Below are 14,119 nucleotides of genomic sequence, written 5' to 3'. Positions count from 1 at the left end.
GGTTCGAAAATGGGCGCTGGTCAAGGTGGGACAAAGCCGCCTGCGATCCTTATATCCTTGGAATAACCTGTCGGGTCGCGCGCAGCCACGCGTGGCCCTAATTTGGCCATTCTTTTCGCCATAATTAAGGAAATCACATTTCTGCATCGTGAGATTGATCCCGAATCCACTTTGATTCATACTCACGCGCATACCGAGAGGGGCGCAAGACCCCTCCGGGCAGGCAAAAACGAGGCTCGAGTATGAAACAGTTCCTCTTGATCGCAATATGCGCCGCGTCGCTGATGGCGGTGGCTCCGGTGGCAGATGCGGCTCAGATCAAACAGGCATGTCTGGCGTCCGACCGTTCGGCTGCCACACGAGACCGGTGCAGTTGCATTCAGCGCGTGGCCAATCAGGCCCTTACACGCAGCGACCAGAAAACCGTCGCCAAGTGGTTCACCGACCCACACCAAGCGCAAGAGCTAAAGATGTCTCAGACTGCGCGGGACGATGCCCTGTGGGACAGATATCGGGCCTTTGGCCAAATGGCTCAGGCGATTTGCAGCTAAGCCAGCCCTACGCCTTGACCTGACACGCCCTGCGCCCCAGAAGAGGCGCAGCGAAAGGTGTACTCTATGGTTATGAAAGGGCTTACCCTGCGCGGCCTCGAAGTGTTCGAAGCGCTGGCGCGGACAGGTTCGGTAGCTCAGGCTGCCGAGATTACAGGCCTCAGCCAGCCATCGGTCTCGCAACAATTGCGCAATCTGGAAAATGCATTAGGCACCGAACTGGTCGACCATGGACGTCGCCCTATGCGGCTGACGCAGGCCGGGCGCAGTTTCCTGACCCGAACCGAGGCCATTCTGGCCGAACTCCAGATGGCCCAGAGCGAACTGACAGTGATGGACCTTGGCCATCTGACCACGTTGTCCATCGGGTTGATCGACGACTTCGACAACGACCTGACGCCGCGGTTGGCAACGTTACTGGCTGACAGCCTGACCCGGTCAAAGTTCAAACTGATCACGCTGCCCAGCCTTGACCTGTTTGCGGACCTCGAGGCCCAGCGCCTGCACATGGCCGTATCCGCACATTCCGGTGAGGTGCTTGAAGGCGTTGTGGAATACCCGTTGGTTCAGGACCCATTTATTCTTGTGACCCCCAAAGGGGCCTCAAACGCGATGCAGGACCTGCCCTTTTTGCGCTATGCGCGGGAACAGTTGATAAGCCGCCAGATTGAAGCGCACATGTCCCGGCAGCAGCTTGAATTTGAGGAACGGTTTGAAATCGGATCTCACCTTGCACTGATGGCGATGGTTGCGCGCGGATTGGGCTGGGCGATAACGACCCCGCTGGGGTACATGCGTGCGGCACGTTTCCACGACGGGCTCGAAGCACATCCGGCCCCGTTCGGGGAATACGCGCGCATGATCTCACTGTTCACCCGCACCGACTGGTCCGATCAGGTGCCGCAAGAGGTCGCTGGCATGATGCGCCGCCTCATGCGCACTCAGATCGTCGATCCAACCTTGGAGCAATTGCCATGGCTCAGTGACCGGCTCAAGGTCATGGGTTAACCGCCCAAGTACTCATTCAAGCCATCAACGGCGGCCTCTATCAAGTCCAACGCACCTTCGAAATCGCGCGTGTAATACGGGTCGGGCACGTGATCGGCCCCCAAGTGGGGTGCGAAATCGGTTAGCAGGCGCACGGGGGTGTCGTTTCCTTCAGGGCGCAGGTCCTCAATATCCGCGATGTTATTCGCATCCATTCCGATAATCAGGTCGAACCTGCGGAAATCCTCGGCTGCAAACTGACGGGCGCGCAGATTGCTTAAGGCGATCCCACGCGCAAGGGCGGCCTCTTGCATCGGGCCGTAAGGTGGATTGCCAACATGCCAGCCCGCCGTCCCGGCACTGTCGCTGGAGTGGTGCGGCGCACGCGCCCGAAAAACGCCCTCGGCGGCTGGGGAACGGCAGATATTGCCTAGGCAGACAAACAGGATACGGTGGCTCATAGGCCAAGGTGTAGCGCGAAGGACAAAGATGGAAAAGATCGTCTTTCTCACTGGGGCCGGGATTTCTGCGGAAAGCGGACTGGGCACGTTTCGCGACGAAGGGGGCTTGTGGTCACAATACCGGATCGAAGACGTGGCAACACCAGAAGGGTTTGCCCGCGATCCTGCACTGGTGCAGGGGTTCTACAATGCCCGACGCGCGCAGGCGGCAAAAGCGGAACCGAACCTAGCCCATCGCGCGCTTGCACGCCTTCAGCGCGATTGGCCGGGCGAAGTCGTGATCGTAACCCAGAACGTCGACGGCTTGCACGAAGCGGGTGGAGCTCAGGATGTAATCCATATGCACGGTATACTCGCCGGCGCGCTCTGTGCTGCGTGCGGCCATCGCTGGACCGCGCCGCCAGAGATGTCCGTGGGTGAACCCTGCCCAGCTTGCGCCGCCCTCAACGCACGGCCGGACGTGGTATGGTTCGGTGAAATGCCCTACCACATGGACACGATTTACGACCACCTGGCCGGGGCTTCGTTCTTTGCATCCATTGGTACTTCGGGCCAGGTCTACCCCGCCGCCGCGTTCGTGCACGAAGCCGCCATGTCCGGGGCGCGCACCGTTGAGCTTAACCTTGAGCCGTCGACCGGGGCGTCCAGCTTCGATGATGTGATACTTGGCCCGGCGTCAGAAACCGTGCCTCGCTGGGTGGACGACCTGCTGGGGCCACGATAACCGGCAGACAAGAGCCCGAATTATCGTTAACATTTAAGGAGTAACCATTCTCAAAGGGGCTCCCATGACCGATCCCAATACCCAACAAGGCGAAATTCTGGACGATCAGGGACCGGATGGCCGAGACGCGCTTGGCGATCAATTGGCAGACCTGTGGTGGACCTTCCTGCTGCGCGGCATTCTGGCCGGGGTGCTTGGTATCGCCGCGTTGTTCTGGCCTACGGGCAGCATCTCGCTCCTGCTCAGACTGGTTGGGCTCTTGCTGGTATTCGACGGCGGCCTGACCTTGCTGGGCTTCGGGCGGCGCGGCCTGATCGGAGGCGTCGGCATCGGCGCCCTACTGATCGGCCTCATTCTGTTGATCTGGCCCGAGGGTGTCGCCCGCCTGACCTTCTTCCTGCTGGGCGCATGGGCGTTGATCGTTGGAGTGGGCTCGGTTATGGCCTGGCGTCAGATGCCCGACCAGAACCCGGACGCAGCCACGGTGCGCAACTCGGGAATTGTGGCGCTGGTTATCGGACTGGTGCTGTTGTTCTGGCCCGGCAGCGGAATGGTCGCGCTAGGTTGGGCAATCGCCTTTTCGGCGCTGGCCTTCTCGGTCGTCATGTTTTTTCTCGCCGCGCGCTTCAAACGGGCCCATGATCGCATCGCAATGCGCGTCGTGAACCGCTGAAGCACAACGCAAACAGGCCGGGGAGTTACCCGGCCTGACGCATTGATGACGGCCGCATCGCGGCCCGAAGACAGGCGTAGCCTTAGTGGTTGTGTGACCCGTGGTCGCCTTTGCGCTCCAGGTCGACTGGGATGTCGACGACGATCTCACCAGCATTTTCAAAAACCAGCGTGACCGGCACAGTTGCACCTTGTTCGAACGGCGCCGAAATCCCCATAAACATGACGTGATCGCCACCACGCTTCAGCATGTGAGTTTCTCCGGCCGGGATGACGAACCCCTCTTCGACATGGAGCATCTTGGCCACACCGTTGGCATCAACCTGATGAGTGTGCAGCTCGACCCGTGCCGCAACATCCGATTCGGCTGCGATCAAACGGTCGTCGGTCTCACCAGAGTTCTGGATCATCATGAAAGCAGCACCCGCCTTTGCGGACTTGCCTGACGAACGCGCATAGGCGTCCTCGACGGTGATGCTATCCTGTGCCCAGGCGGCGGTTGTAAGAGTAACGGCGGCAACGGTGGCCAGCAGTTTGTAGGTGAAGGACATAAAGCCTCTCCTGATTTGAGTTCTTGATAAATTGGAAAACAGTATCAAGCCAAACTAGGAGGCGCGCGCGCCGATTGTGAGGCAACCGACGGCGTGATGAGGTCACCCACGCCACGCTTCAACCTCGGCTGGGGTTGTTTCGGCGCGTCGGGAATCGCAGCCTCCGCCATGGAAAGAGCGCCCAACACGGTCAAAGCAAAGTCAGGGCAGAAATGCGGGGCCTGCGTCGGTTGCCCTTCGGCATCGACATAGACAACCACCGGACCGCTTCCGGTGCACAGCACCATTTGACCGACCGCAGCATCGACCCCGCGCGAAACTGCAAAACCCTGCCCCGTCAAAATAACGAGCAGCGAAAGCGCAAAGGGCAGAATTCTGGTCAGAGCGGGTTTCATTCTGCCTAGGGTATAGGCCAGAGACAATTCCGGCTTCAAGCGCATTCAGACGCTTGAAGCCTTGGGATCCTAGGAAAGTGTCAGCGGTCTAATTCCGGGCGTTTGACGGACCCTTTGGTCAGACTCGTATGCAGCCGGTTCACCTGACGTTGCATCCGAAAGCATGTCCCAAAGGTCTTGCCGAAAAATGCGGCCAACACTGAGAAAGAATCGAAAGATTTAAAAGACATGAGGGCAAACTCCGCAAAAAATATGCATAAACATATTCCGCTCAGAATTCGCTGTATGTGATCAAAGTTACGTTTCAGGGGTCAATTGCGCCGAAATCGTGAACATTCTTAATTCAGGCAAAAGTAAAGGCCCTGCACCAGATGGGTACAGGGCCTGAAATTCGCAGTAAAAAAGGTTTAGGCCGAAGCTTGTGCCTTGGCGATTTCCTTTTTCACTTTCAGTGCGTTCGCGGACAGTTCTTCGTCCTTGGCTTTGGCCAGGAACGCGTCCAGACCACCGCGGTGATCAACCGAACGCAGAGCAGCAGCAGAAATGCGCAGCTTGACGCCACGGCCCAGAGTCTCGGACTGCAGGGTAACGTCGTTCAGGTTGGGCAGAAAACGACGACGAGTTCTGTTTTTGGCGTGGCTGACATTGTTGCCAGTCATCGGGCCTTTTCCGGTCAGTTCGCAACGGCGCGACATGGTTTCTTCCTTTGTTTCTGGAGGCCGGGCATACTGCCCTCGGCCAAATCACAAGGGGCGCAACCCGAAGTCGCGCCCGAAAACTGGTTGGATGCGTGTAGTGGGAATCGCCGGAAGGGTCAAGACGGGCCAGCAGAATTCTTTGACTTTACCTGTCACCCCTTCAGGCCAGCGTTGTCAGCATCTGTTCCGCCGCCGCCGCAGGGCTTATCCGGCCGTGTGAAACTTCGGTGCTCAGACGTTCCATCTCGGCCCGCGCCGGCGCAGTCGACAGCCGCGACAGAAGCGCCGAACGCACTTCCTGCTCGAACCAATACTGCGCCTGCACCGCCCGGTTCCTTTCCCAATGACCCGAGTCGCGACGCCATTGGGTCAGGGATTGAATTTCGGACCACGCATCTTCCAACCCGTGTTCCTCGACCGCAGAAACCGTCATGGCCTTGGGAAACCCTTCGGGATCCTGCGGGCGCTTGCGCAGTAGACGTAGGGCACCGGCGTAGTCAGCGCAGGTGCGCGTGGCAGTCGCCTTGAGATCGCCATCCGCCTTGTTCACCAGGATCATATCCGCCATTTCCATGATACCGCGCTTGACGCCCTGCAACTCATCACCGCCCGCAGGCGCGAGCAGCAGCAGGAACAGGTCGGACAGTTCGGACACAACGGTTTCCGATTGCCCCACGCCTACGGTTTCGATCAGCACAACGTCAAACCCAGCCGCTTCGCACAATGCGATTGCCTCACGTGTGCGACGGGCCACGCCGCCAAGATGCGACTGGCTGGGCGATGGACGGATGAAGGCGGCGCGCTCACGGCTCAGACGCTCCATCCGGGTCTTGTCGCCCAGAATTGAGCCGCCCGATCGGGCAGAGCTGGGATCAACAGCCAGAACCGCGACGCGAAGCCCTAAACCGATCAGCATCATGCCAAAGCTCTCGATAAAGGTGGATTTGCCCACCCCCGGTGTCCCTGACAATCCGATCCGCAGCGCCTGCCTCTCCGACCCCGCCAACTGAGCCAGCAATTCCGTCGCCTGCGCCCGATGATCGGCGCGGCCACTTTCAACCAGCGTAATGGCACGGGCCAAAGCACGCCTGTCTCCGTTCAAAATCCTGTCTGCCAGGCCGTCTATTTCCATTTTGACCCCAATCTTTTGCGGCAGGTCTACTTGCCGCCCCAAAGGGGTGTTTGTCCAGACTATAGGGATCGAGAAATGCACCCACGGCCAGCTATTCGCGCTAGGGTGTTGCGGCCTGTCCTCTGTTGGCGTCTGCGAAAACCGTGATCCCCGTTGATGCACACCTCTGGCCATGTTCCCGCAGGGCGGAACTGGACGTTGGGGGACCATTCGCGGATAAAGCCACCATGACACGCCTGCCTATCGACGACGCTATTCCCGATCTTATCGAAGCTTTGAAAGCTTCGGGCCGCGCTGTGCTTCAGGCCCCTCCGGGTGCGGGTAAGACAACTCGGGTGCCGTTAGCGATACTGGATGCCGGGCTGTGTGACGGTCGGATTGTCATGCTTGAGCCGCGCAGACTGGCGGCGCGCGCAGCCGCTGAACGCATGACGGAAACTCTTGGTCAACGCGCTGGCGAAACGGTCGGATACCGCGTACGTGGCGAAACAAAAGTGTCCAAGACCACCCGGATCGAGGTTGTGACCGAAGGGATTCTGACGCGTATGCTGCAATCCGAGCCCGATCTTCCCGGCGTGGGTGCGGTTATCTTCGATGAATTTCACGAAAGATCACTGAACGCGGACCTTGGACTTGCCTTATGTCTTGAAGTAACGGGGGCGCTCAGGGATGACCTTATCCTTCTGGCCATGTCTGCGACATTGGATGCCGAACCGGTAGGACGCCTGATGGATGCCCCGCTGGTCACCTCCGAAGGCCGCAGCTTTCCCGTTGAAACGCGTTGGCTTGACTATCCGTTGGGAACACAGGCGCGACGGCTGGACGCATTAGTGGATCTGGTCACTCAGGCCGAACGGGAAACCGATGGTGGAATGCTGGTTTTCCTGCCCGGCGAAGGTGAAATTCGCCGCGCCGAGGCCGCGTTGACCCGTCGCTTGCCCAAGGACTGCATGATCAGGCCGCTTTTTGGGTCTATGCCTTTCGCGGAACAGCGCAAGGCGATCGCTCCGGTTGATAGCGGCCGCAAAGTGGTATTGGCCACGTCGATTGCCGAAACATCGCTGACCATCCCCGATATTCGGGTGGTCGTCGATATGGGACAGGCGCGGCGGGCAAGGTTCGACCCGGGCTCGGGCATGTCCCGCCTCGTGACGGAACGCGTCACACGCGCCGAAGCGACACAACGCGCAGGTCGCGCCGGGCGGGTGGCCAAAGGTGTTTGCTATCGCCTTTGGTCCAAAGGGGAAGAAGGGGCGCTGGCCGCCTACCCCCCGGCCGAGATCGAAGCCGCCGACCTGACCGGGCTGACCTTGGAATTGGCCCTTTGGGGTGCTTCGCCCAGTGATCTGGCCTTTCTGACCCCTCCGCCCGACGGAGCGATGGCCGAAGCACGAAACCTGCTGCAAATGCTGGGCGCGCTCGACAGCAACGGCCGGATTACCGATCACGGACGAGCTTTGGCGGCGCTGCCTTTGCATCCGCGCCTTGGGCACATGCTGGTACAGGCTGGACCCGATGCAGCAATTCTGGCGGCGCTGACGGCAGAACGTGACCCACTTAAAGGCGCTCCGGCGGATATCCTGCTGCGGCTAGAGGCGTTGCGGGACACTCGGGCCTTTCAACGCAATCGGGTCTGGCAGGTGAACACAGGCGCGGTGGACCGGATCAAGGCCGAGGCCAAGCGGCTGCGGGACCGGGGCAGTCGTTCGGACCTAAGCCCCGCATCCATGGCCGCGCTTGCATATCCCGACAGGATCGGACAGCGGCGAAAGGGTGATGTGCCACGCTATGTCCTGTCCGGCGGCAAAGGGGTCGTGCTGGGCGGTGAAGATACGCTGGCAGCCGCCCAGTATCTTGTGGTCACCGACACCGATGGAAATCCGCGAGAAGCGCGTGTACGCATGGCCGCCCAAATTACCGAGCGGGAAATCCGCGACCTGTTTGCGGATCAGATCGATTGGGTCGAAACGTGTGATTGGTCGAAACGCGACCGGCGGGTCATCGCCCGACGACAAGAACGGTTTGGCGCAATCACTCTGGAGGACCGGATATGGAAAGAGGTCCCGTCCGATGCCGTCGCCCACGCCATGCTAGATGGCGTGCGAGACCTCGGGTTGGTCCTGAACGGCGCCGCCGCGCGTCTGGCGGCGCGCGTGGAACTGGTTCGGGCCGAAGGGGTGGACCTGCCGGACTTCTCGACTCAGGGCCTGATGGACACAGTGGAAGACTGGTTGCTGCCCATGCTTGAGGGAGTGCGCAATGCTGAAGACTGGAAACGGTTCGATCTGCTGCCCGCGCTTCGCTCTCGTCTGGATTGGGGACAGACGCAAGAATTGGATCGCCGCGCGCCCGGCTCTTTTGAAACACCGCTCGGGCGTAAGGTTCCCATCGACTATGGCGGCGCGGTCCCCGAAATCTCGGTACGTTTGCAGGAATTGTTTGGCGTCACGCGTCACCCGATTGTCGGGGGTGAAGCGTTGAAGATCACCCTGCTGTCTCCGGCGCAGCGACCGATACAGATCACGCGCGATCTGCCGGGGTTTTGGGCGGGATCCTATGCCGATGTGCGCAAGGACATGCGCGCGCAATACCCCAAACACCCTTGGCCCGAAGACCCAACGCAGGCCGACCCCACGTTGCGGGCGAAACGGCGCAGCTAGAACGCTGTTCGGCAAATACTCACCTTTCCCGCTAGAAATTGCAGCCCTTCGGCAGCAATCAGCGCCGAGATGACGCAGGGTAAAGATAGGTGCATTGAAGATATTCCATTCCGTTGTTATGTGACACACGCACATGTTTCACCCACTCAAGTAAGCCTGTTTTGACAAAATGGTTGCGAAATATCTGGGAAGAGGTCGCCAGACCTTTGTTCCTGCGCCCCCGCCGGGTGCAGTTCGCCGCCCTTTGCCTGAGAAAAACGCAAAACGGGCCCGAAGTTTTGTTGATCACCAGCCGCGATACGGGCCGATGGGTCATTCCCAAGGGCTGGCCCATGGACGGTTTGGACGGCGCGGAAACAGCCCGGCAAGAAGCATGGGAAGAAGCCGGCGTAAGGCCAGCGAAGCTTGGCCGCAGCCCTGTCGGGCACTACACATACGACAAAATTCTTAAAGACGGATCGGCTCAGCCGGTTTTGACGAATGTGTACCGGGTGGACGTTCAGGAACTGGCGGATGACTTCCCCGAAGCAGGTCAGCGCACGCGCGAGTGGGTCTCGCCCCAGACGGCCGCTGACCGCGTTTGGGAGCCTGAACTCAGCGAAATCCTACGTCACTTGTAACAAAATCGCTACAATTTGATGACAGAGCGGTTGCCCGCACAGGCGAAACCGTTTAGCGGCGTGCGTCAAATCCAGAAAACCGATGAAACCTCATGTCGAATTCGAATTCCAAAACCCGCTGGCAGGCACTGGACAGCGACTTGCACCGCATTTCACGCGTTGAATCTGCGAATGTTTACGTCGCACGCCCCATGCTTGCCCCCGGCATTGCGCTGGCATTCATCGCGCTGGCCGGGTTGACCGCTGCAGTTTTGTTTGGTCAGGCCGACGGAGGGCTGATCGTTGTCGCGGCAGCGGCGTTCGGGGCGTACATGGCGATAAATATCGGCGCCAACGACGTTGCCAACAACATGGGCCCTGCCGTGGGTGCCAACGCGCTGACGATGGGCGGAGCGATTGTGATCGCCGCCATCGCCGAAAGCGCAGGGGCTTTGCTGGCAGGTGGGGACGTGGTCTCGACAATATCCAAGGGCATTATCGACCCGGCCTCGGTTCAAAACAGCAACGTGTTCATCTGGGCGATGATGGCGGCGCTGATTTCCTCGGCATTGTGGGTCAATCTGGCAACGTGGGTCGGCGCACCGGTATCCACGACCCACTCCGTCGTGGGCGGCGTGATGGGGGCTGGCATCGCAGCAGCAGGTCTGAGCGCGGTCAGTTGGGGTACGATGAGTGCGATTGCTGCAAGCTGGGTGATCTCACCAGTACTTGGGGGCGTTATTGCTGCCGGGTTTCTGGCGTTGATCAAAGCGAAAATCCAATATCAGGACGACAAGATTGCCGCCGCACGGCGCTGGGTTCCCATTCTGGTCGCGGTAATGGCCGGGGCATTTGCGACGTATCTGGCGGTCAAGGGTCTAAAGCGGATCGTCAAAGTGGACCTTGAAGTCGCCCTGCTGGTCGGCTTGGCCGCTGGTTTGTTGGCCTGGGCCGTTACGGTACCATGGGTTCGCCGCAAGTCCGAAGGGTTGGAAAACCGCACGAAATCCCTCAAGGCGCTTTTTGGGCTGCCACTGGTCATCTCCGCCGCATTCCTCAGTTTCGCCCACGGAGCAAACGACGTGGCCAATGCCGTTGGCCCCTTGGCCGCCATTGTCCACGCCGCCGAGTTCGGCGATTTCGCGTCCAAAGTGACGATCCCAAGCTGGGTGATGGTGATTGGTGCCTTTGGCATTTCCTTCGGCTTGTTCCTGTTCGGCCCCAAGCTGATCCGCATGGTCGGCAGCCAGATCACCAAGCTGAACCCCATGCGCGCCTTCTGCGTCGCCTTGTCCGCAGCAATCACGGTGATTGTGGCCAGTTGGCTGGGCCTGCCCGTCAGTTCCACCCATATCGCGGTTGGTGCGGTCTTTGGGGTCGGGTTTTACCGCGAATGGCATTCGGACCGCCGATGGAAAACCTCGAACTATCAGCGACCGCCGGAACGCCGTTTGGCACGCGAGGAACACAAGCGGCGCAAGCTGGTCCGGCGATCCCATTTCATGACGATCGTGGCAGCATGGGTCATCACAGTGCCCGCCGCCGCAACAATGTCAGCGGTTATTTTCTGGATACTGACCGCCTTTCAATAAGGCGTTAGGACGTGATCCCCTCTGGACCCATTGCGGTTTGCGGTTTCTGTTCGATCAGAGTTCGCACCCGCCGACAGATTGGCGTAGGAATACCGCAGGTTTCACCCAGCCGGACGATTTCCCCCTGCAGGCTGTCGATTTCTGTCGTCCGCCCCGCCAGCAGGTCATAGGCCATGGATGTGCGCGCCGAGGGGTCAATGCTGACCATCCGCGCAGCTATTCTTGAAAACACGGGTGTCGGCAAACGTAGAATATGCGGCGTCATCCACGCCGGCAACGGCGTGGTCGAGGCGACAGGAAGACCGGCTGCCTTCAGAACCGCCAGCGCCTCGGTCATCTGGTCCGCCATCAGGCGACGCCAGTTTCGATCGAGAAGTTGCTGTTTCAGGGTCAGCCCGGAAAGCGCGTTCAGCGCGTTGTTAAGATTGATGACCAGTTTGCCCCATTGCACGGCATCGATGTCGTCACTTTCGACCACAGGCATATCACTACTGCTCAGAAGCCGCCCCAAGTCGCCCGGGCCACTTTGAATTACAATCTCGCCGGATGTCGCTCTGTGGAAACTGCCAGCACCGGATGGGACGACGTTGAAAGGCACCATTCCTGCACGGACATCATAGTCCGGTAGGGCGGCGCGCAGAGTTCGGACGTTTTCCATCCCGTTTTGCCACGACAGTACAGGGGCCGTTTTGGGCGCATGTTTCGCGATCTGCGCCGCCATATCTGCCGTCGCGCCGGTTTTGACAGTCACGATCACCAGATCGGCGTTTTCCATCCCTTCTGGCGATTGGGTCAGGGTCAGTTTCACAGCGGGCACGCGGCGATTCAGGTCCGCAAAATCGCTGACCCTAAGCCCCTGTGCACGGATTGGATCAAGAACATAGGCACGCCCCAAAAAGGTCACGTCATGCCCAGCCTCCGCCAACAATGCCCCGCAGTAACATCCAATGCTGCCCGCGCCCGCAATCACGATTTTCATGACATCCTCCGTCTAGGCGCAAGGATTGCCGGGATTTAGGACGCGGACAAGACCCCATTACGTTCGGTTAGCGCGCCAACCTCGGGCGGGTACGTGCCAATTCCTCCGAGATCGGAATGAACTCCTGATCGTCTCCGGGCGGCAGGTGAAAAGCTCCATTTGCCCAGTCGGCCGTCTTCCACTCGCGGGTCGCTGTCTCGATCTTTTCTTTCGAGGACGACACGAAATTCCACCAGATATATCGGTCCTCATTCAATGTCGCGCCCCCCAGAAGCATCAGGCGCACGCCCAACGGGCCTGCCTTGACCGACAGGCGATCACCGGGACGAAAGACCATCATCCGACCTTCCTCGAACGTGTCGCCCGCAATCTCGACAGAGCCTTGGGTGACATAGACGCCGCGATCCTCATGATCATCCGGCAACGGGAAAGAGGCGCCCGGATCCAACTGAACGTCGAGGTAAAAAGTCTCAGACAGCATCGTAACGGGGCTGGTCTCACCATATGCCGACCCGAGGATCAATCTGGCGCTGACGCCATTGTCCTGAATATGGGGCAACGCACCTTGTTTGTGATGTTCAAAATCAGGGGCCATGTCCTCATGCGCTTCGGGCAGCGCGATCCAGGTCTGGATACCGAACAGGTTGTGCCTTTTGCTGCGTGTTTCTTCGCTTGTTCGTTCAGAATGGGTCACGCCGCGACCTGCCACCATCCAATTGACCTCACCGGGGTAGATCATCTGATGCGTGCCAAGGCTGTCGCGATGCTCAAATTCACCCTGATACAGATAGGTAACGGTTCCCAAACCGATATGGGGATGTGGGCGCACATCAATACCACCATCCGTGATAAATTCAGCCGGACCCATCTGATCAAAGAAGATGAAGGGCCCCACAAGCTGTCGTTTGACCGACGGCAAAGCGCGGCGCACTTCGAACCCGCCCAGATCACGAGCGCGGGGTATGATCAGCTTTTCAAGGGCTGAATTCTCGGAAACACATTCGGGGTTGTGTGTGGGATTCCAACTCATTCCTGCACCTCTTGCGTTCAAAGAACTTTTGTTCACTGGTACAGGATATAGGGTTAAATTTACCGAATAAACTTGCAAAAATGCACATAAATCGTGCGGAACTTTCCCGACATATCCTCATTCGCCAATGGGTCGCGGCCAAAGCCGGGGAAAGAACGCACCGTCTAGCCGATCACCTTCGCGATACCCCGCCGCTTCGAATTGCGCGCGTTCCTCCTTGGCCCAGTCCCCTCGATACCGAATGAGCCCGTCCGGGGCCGTCATCCGCAGCGTAAAACGCCGCACCGTTTCGGTCGGCGTGACGGAGGAAAGCCCCCCGTGCAGGGTTCGCATATCGAAAAAAATACAATCCCCCAGCTCCATATCCCATTGCAGCAGGTCAAAGGCATCGGGATTTGCATTGACGTCTGGCGGAGGGTGGTAGGTGAGACCGGCCACCTCGGTCGGTTCATAACTGGGATGCCCATCCGCGAAACGCACCCGCATGAATAGCTTGTCCCACAAATGCGATCCTTTCACGAATGCGATGCCATTCTGCTTGCTCACTGGCTCCAAAGGAAGCCACAGGACACACATCGTTCCCTCGAAATCGAAATAGGACAGGTCCTGATGAAATGGAGGGCGAGACATCGACCCGGCCTCACGTAGAAACCAGTTATCCATGACCAGATTGATCGAGGGCGCGCCCAACAACTGCGCCGCAAGCGGGGCACAGGGTGAGTTGAATACGAAATCCGTAAATTGTGGGATTTTGTTCCACGCCCAAAAATCTTCGAAGTAACCCGGCGCATCCGGGTCTTTCGTGTGGCGGGTAAAATTTCCTGTAGGGGTCGTCAGGTCAGCGTCGATCCCATCGCGCAATGTCTGCAGCCAAGACGCAGAGAATTTTGAGCGTAAGACGACTGCTCCGTCCCGCTGGAACGCAGCAACTTCTGCGGCTGAAACGTGCTCGGACTGGGTCATGGGCGAGGGCCTTCCGACAGGAGGGGCGAGTACAAAGGATCGCACCCGGCGGGCGGGCCGTCAAAGCAATTCACAATTCCCTCTGTTGGCTCGAAATATCGTTCGTTCGTGCTACTCTGTCATGG

The 14,119-nt window shown here is 59.2% G+C and carries 15 protein-coding genes; 7 read left to right on the top strand and 8 right to left on the bottom strand.

What is annotated here, in order from left to right:
- Positions 1 to 242: 242 nt before the first annotated feature.
- Complete coding sequence (locus ACT2B1_RS06670; RefSeq protein ID WP_171121922.1) at positions 243 to 551, top strand: hypothetical protein; 309 nt, start codon at positions 243 to 245, stop codon at positions 549 to 551.
- Between the two features lie 66 nt (positions 552 to 617).
- The gene (locus ACT2B1_RS06665; protein WP_171210897.1) at positions 618 to 1,559 is read left to right on the top strand and encodes a LysR family transcriptional regulator; all 942 of its coding nucleotides are present in this window, start codon (positions 618 to 620) and stop codon (positions 1,557 to 1,559) included.
- Here the strand turns inward: ACT2B1_RS06665 and ACT2B1_RS06660 are convergent.
- Positions 1,556 to 1,999, bottom strand: a complete 444-nt coding sequence (locus ACT2B1_RS06660; protein ID WP_481668810.1) for a low molecular weight protein-tyrosine-phosphatase — start codon at positions 1,997 to 1,999, stop codon at positions 1,556 to 1,558. The genes ACT2B1_RS06665 and ACT2B1_RS06660 overlap by 4 nt on opposite strands.
- A 28-nt stretch (positions 2,000 to 2,027) precedes the next feature.
- Here ACT2B1_RS06660 and ACT2B1_RS06655 point away from each other — a divergent pair, with 28 nt between their 5' ends.
- Both ACT2B1_RS06655 and ACT2B1_RS06650 read left to right on the top strand, forming a co-directional pair.
- Positions 2,028 to 2,723: an NAD-dependent deacylase gene (locus ACT2B1_RS06655; RefSeq protein WP_481668809.1), complete on the top strand. Its 696-nt coding sequence runs from the start codon at positions 2,028 to 2,030 to the stop codon at positions 2,721 to 2,723.
- Between the two features lie 64 nt (positions 2,724 to 2,787).
- Positions 2,788 to 3,396 (top strand): HdeD family acid-resistance protein, encoded by a 609-nt coding sequence (locus tag ACT2B1_RS06650; RefSeq protein ID WP_481668808.1) that lies wholly within the window; start codon positions 2,788 to 2,790, stop codon positions 3,394 to 3,396.
- A gap of 82 nt (positions 3,397 to 3,478) precedes the next feature.
- On the opposite strand, the gene ACT2B1_RS06645 is transcribed toward ACT2B1_RS06650, so the two are convergent.
- The 4 genes from ACT2B1_RS06645 to meaB all read right to left on the bottom strand — a co-directional run bounded on the left by ACT2B1_RS06645 (position 3,479) and on the right by meaB (position 6,171).
- Positions 3,479 to 3,946: a copper chaperone PCu(A)C gene (locus ACT2B1_RS06645; protein ID WP_171125559.1), complete on the bottom strand. Its 468-nt coding sequence runs from the start codon at positions 3,944 to 3,946 to the stop codon at positions 3,479 to 3,481.
- Between the two features lie 44 nt (positions 3,947 to 3,990).
- On the bottom strand, positions 3,991 to 4,386 hold the full coding sequence (locus ACT2B1_RS06640; RefSeq protein WP_254428701.1) for a hypothetical protein: 396 nt from the start codon (positions 4,384 to 4,386) through the stop codon (positions 3,991 to 3,993).
- A gap of 362 nt (positions 4,387 to 4,748) precedes the next feature.
- Positions 4,749 to 5,036, bottom strand: a complete 288-nt coding sequence (gene rpmB, locus ACT2B1_RS06635) for a 50S ribosomal protein L28 (RefSeq protein ID WP_039532366.1) — start codon at positions 5,034 to 5,036, stop codon at positions 4,749 to 4,751.
- Positions 5,037 to 5,199: 163 nt separating this feature from the next.
- Positions 5,200 to 6,171, bottom strand: coding sequence for a methylmalonyl Co-A mutase-associated GTPase MeaB (meaB, locus tag ACT2B1_RS06630; RefSeq protein WP_481668807.1), 972 nt, complete (start codon positions 6,169 to 6,171; stop codon positions 5,200 to 5,202).
- A 227-nt stretch (positions 6,172 to 6,398) separates the two neighbouring features.
- Between meaB and hrpB the strand changes: the two genes are divergently transcribed.
- The 3 genes from hrpB to ACT2B1_RS06615 all read left to right on the top strand — a co-directional run bounded on the left by hrpB (position 6,399) and on the right by ACT2B1_RS06615 (position 11,022).
- Positions 6,399 to 8,831 (top strand): ATP-dependent helicase HrpB, encoded by a 2,433-nt coding sequence (gene hrpB / locus ACT2B1_RS06625; RefSeq protein WP_481668806.1) that lies wholly within the window; start codon positions 6,399 to 6,401, stop codon positions 8,829 to 8,831.
- Between the two features lie 161 nt (positions 8,832 to 8,992).
- Positions 8,993 to 9,451: an NUDIX hydrolase gene (locus tag ACT2B1_RS06620; protein ID WP_171239998.1), complete on the top strand. Its 459-nt coding sequence runs from the start codon at positions 8,993 to 8,995 to the stop codon at positions 9,449 to 9,451.
- Positions 9,452 to 9,543: 92 nt separating this feature from the next.
- A complete protein-coding gene (locus ACT2B1_RS06615) occupies positions 9,544 to 11,022 on the top strand; it encodes an inorganic phosphate transporter (RefSeq protein ID WP_481668805.1) in 1,479 nt (492 codons plus the stop codon).
- A gap of 4 nt (positions 11,023 to 11,026) precedes the next feature.
- On the opposite strand, the gene ACT2B1_RS06610 is transcribed toward ACT2B1_RS06615, so the two are convergent.
- The 3 genes from ACT2B1_RS06610 to ACT2B1_RS06600 form a co-directional block, all read right to left on the bottom strand.
- Complete coding sequence (locus ACT2B1_RS06610) at positions 11,027 to 12,001, bottom strand: 2-dehydropantoate 2-reductase (protein WP_171239996.1); 975 nt, start codon at positions 11,999 to 12,001, stop codon at positions 11,027 to 11,029.
- Positions 12,002 to 12,068: 67 nt separating this feature from the next.
- Positions 12,069 to 13,031: a pirin family protein gene (locus tag ACT2B1_RS06605; RefSeq protein ID WP_481668804.1), complete on the bottom strand. Its 963-nt coding sequence runs from the start codon at positions 13,029 to 13,031 to the stop codon at positions 12,069 to 12,071.
- 117 nt (positions 13,032 to 13,148) lie between these two features.
- Complete coding sequence (locus tag ACT2B1_RS06600) at positions 13,149 to 13,994, bottom strand: phytanoyl-CoA dioxygenase family protein (RefSeq protein WP_481668803.1); 846 nt, start codon at positions 13,992 to 13,994, stop codon at positions 13,149 to 13,151.
- Positions 13,995 to 14,119: the final 125 nt, after the last annotated feature.

The organism is Ruegeria sp. S263, from assembly GCF_056780525.1.
Note: the sequence above shows the minus strand (reverse complement) of the source record. Positions and strands in the feature narration are given on the sequence as shown.

Bases quoted from the DNA above. Each gene is read 5' to 3' on its own strand.
- ACT2B1_RS06670 (WP_171121922.1), top strand. From the start codon at position 243: ATGAAACAGTTCCTCTTGATCGCAATATGCGCCGCGTCGCTGATGGCG.
- ACT2B1_RS06665 (WP_171210897.1), top strand. From the start codon at position 618: ATGGTTATGAAAGGGCTTACCCTGCGCGGCCTCGAAGTGTTCGAAGCG.
- ACT2B1_RS06660 (WP_481668810.1), bottom strand. From the start codon at position 1,999: ATGAGCCACCGTATCCTGTTTGTCTGCCTAGGCAATATCTGCCGTTCC.
- ACT2B1_RS06655 (WP_481668809.1), top strand. From the start codon at position 2,028: ATGGAAAAGATCGTCTTTCTCACTGGGGCCGGGATTTCTGCGGAAAGC.
- ACT2B1_RS06650 (WP_481668808.1), top strand. From the start codon at position 2,788: ATGACCGATCCCAATACCCAACAAGGCGAAATTCTGGACGATCAGGGA.
- ACT2B1_RS06645 (WP_171125559.1), bottom strand. From the start codon at position 3,946: ATGTCCTTCACCTACAAACTGCTGGCCACCGTTGCCGCCGTTACTCTT.
- ACT2B1_RS06640 (WP_254428701.1), bottom strand. From the start codon at position 4,386: ATGCGCTTGAAGCCGGAATTGTCTCTGGCCTATACCCTAGGCAGAATG.
- rpmB (WP_039532366.1), bottom strand. From the start codon at position 5,036: ATGTCGCGCCGTTGCGAACTGACCGGAAAAGGCCCGATGACTGGCAAC.
- meaB (WP_481668807.1), bottom strand. From the start codon at position 6,171: ATGGAAATAGACGGCCTGGCAGACAGGATTTTGAACGGAGACAGGCGT.
- hrpB (WP_481668806.1), top strand. From the start codon at position 6,399: ATGACACGCCTGCCTATCGACGACGCTATTCCCGATCTTATCGAAGCT.
- ACT2B1_RS06615 (WP_481668805.1), top strand. From the start codon at position 9,544: ATGTCGAATTCGAATTCCAAAACCCGCTGGCAGGCACTGGACAGCGAC.
- ACT2B1_RS06610 (WP_171239996.1), bottom strand. From the start codon at position 12,001: ATGAAAATCGTGATTGCGGGCGCGGGCAGCATTGGATGTTACTGCGGG.
- ACT2B1_RS06605 (WP_481668804.1), bottom strand. From the start codon at position 13,031: ATGAGTTGGAATCCCACACACAACCCCGAATGTGTTTCCGAGAATTCA.
- ACT2B1_RS06600 (WP_481668803.1), bottom strand. From the start codon at position 13,994: ATGACCCAGTCCGAGCACGTTTCAGCCGCAGAAGTTGCTGCGTTCCAG.